At 64.7% G+C, this 1,557-nt stretch carries 2 protein-coding genes and 1 pseudogene; 1 reads left to right on the plus strand and 2 read right to left on the minus strand.

What is annotated here, in order from left to right; translation table 11 throughout:
- Nucleotides 1-149 (plus strand): annotated as a pseudogene (locus tag ABZ260_RS50890) (IS630 family transposase); the annotation flags it as partial.
- Nucleotides 150-207: 58 nt separating this feature from the next.
- Here the strand turns inward: ABZ260_RS50890 and ABZ260_RS50895 are convergent.
- Nucleotides 208-777 carry a hypothetical protein gene (locus tag ABZ260_RS50895; RefSeq protein WP_355633134.1) on the minus strand — a complete coding sequence of 190 codons (570 nt, stop codon included), beginning with the start codon at nucleotides 775-777 and terminating at the stop codon, nucleotides 208-210.
- 38 nt (nucleotides 778-815) lie between these two features.
- Nucleotides 816-1,370 carry a hypothetical protein gene (locus ABZ260_RS50900; protein WP_355633137.1) on the minus strand — a complete coding sequence of 185 codons (555 nt, stop codon included), beginning with the start codon at nucleotides 1,368-1,370 and terminating at the stop codon, nucleotides 816-818.
- Between the last annotated feature and the right edge of the window lie 187 nt (nucleotides 1,371-1,557).

Here is a 1,557-nt window from a genome sequence, read left to right on the forward strand (position 1 = left end):
CCGAAGGGCAGAAGCTGCAGCAGATCGTCCGCCGGGGCAGCACCAGTTCGGTCCGGTACCGGCGGGCGATGATCGTGTTGGCTTCGGCCGGGGGGAACACCGTCGCGGTGATCGCGCGCCTGGTGGCCGCCGATGAGGACACCGTCCGCGCGCAGGCTCTGCCCCTGGCCGCGCAGGAGCAGAGCCATGTCGCAGCGTGGCCTCGGGTCAGTCCGTGAAGACCAGCTTGGAGTACTGGTATTGGGTCTTGCCGTTCTCGTCGCCGTTATGGACCCGGCCCGTCATGACCTGGTTGGAGGGCGCCATCGAGGTGTGGCTGCTCTCCTTGTACTGGTCGCTCCAGATCGGGCCGGTCACCTTCACCTGGCGGTTCTGCCAGTACAGCGCGGCGGTGCGGTACCTCGTGGGGCCGTTCTCGTCCTTCTCGTGCCATCTGCCGACCAGCACCTGGTCGGCCGAGGCGACGATATAGCCCTCGCTCTCCTTGCGGGGCTGGGTCCAGTCACCGGAGTGCACGAAGACCCGCTCCCCGTTGATGTAGATCGTTCCGCAGTAGTACGTGGTCGGGGCGTTCTCATCGCCGACGTGCCTGCGGCCGGTGAGCACCTGGTTCACCGGGCAGATGAACTGGGAGTTCTTCTCGGACGGCATCGTCTTGGTGGAACCGGCCCGGACCTCGATCGTGTAATCGGCGGCCGCTGCGGGAGAACCCATGGTCACGGCCGCCAGCGCGGCGACGGCCAGCGCGGCGGACACGGTCGTGCGGTGATTCGTCATCGTCTTTCCTTCTTTCTCGTGCCAGTACGTCTGTGGGTTCAGCCCGCGAAGGTCACCGTCGAGTACTGGTACTGGGTCTTGCCGTTCTCGTCCCCGAGGTGCAGGCGGCCGGTCATGACCTGGTTGTGTCCAGCGGTCCAGGAGTGGTTGTTCTCCTTGTAGATGCCGCTCCAGGTCTTGCTGATCAACTGCACCTGCCGGCCCTGCCAGAACAGCGTCGCGGGGCGGTACCGCGTCATGCCGTTCTCGTCACCGGTGTGCATCCGCCCGGCGATCGCGACGCTCCCCAGGGTGGGTTCGTAGAAGGAGTCCTTCTCCTTCATCTGCGTACTCCAGTCGAGCAGCGACACCCTGACCTGCTCACCGTTGATGAAGATGAAGCTGCAGGAATACGTGGTGTCGGCGTTCTCATCGCCGTAGTGGCTGCGACCGGTGAGCACCTGGTTCGTCGGGCAGGTGAAATTCGACCGCCACTCCTTCACCGTCTCGACGTGAGCGCGCTGAACGCTGATCGTCACCGCCGAGGCCGACGCCGCCGAGACGGGCGCCATCGCCACGATCGCCAGCGCGGCTACCGCCGTCGCGACGGGCATGGCCTTACGAAACATCCCCATACTTGCTGGATCCCCCTGTGTTGCCGCGAATGGATCTCATCCGCCCCACAGGTCTAAAAGATCACGCTTGGAAACGTCTAGGACTTGACTTGGGCGGGTGAGGGTCAGCCCCTCTTACCTGAGCGCTCCTGTTCGATCCACTCCCGCAGAGCGGCAATGCATTGGT

Source organism: Streptosporangium sp. NPDC006013 (assembly GCF_040614275.1).
GTDB lineage: Bacteria > Actinomycetota > Actinomycetes > Streptosporangiales > Streptosporangiaceae > Streptosporangium.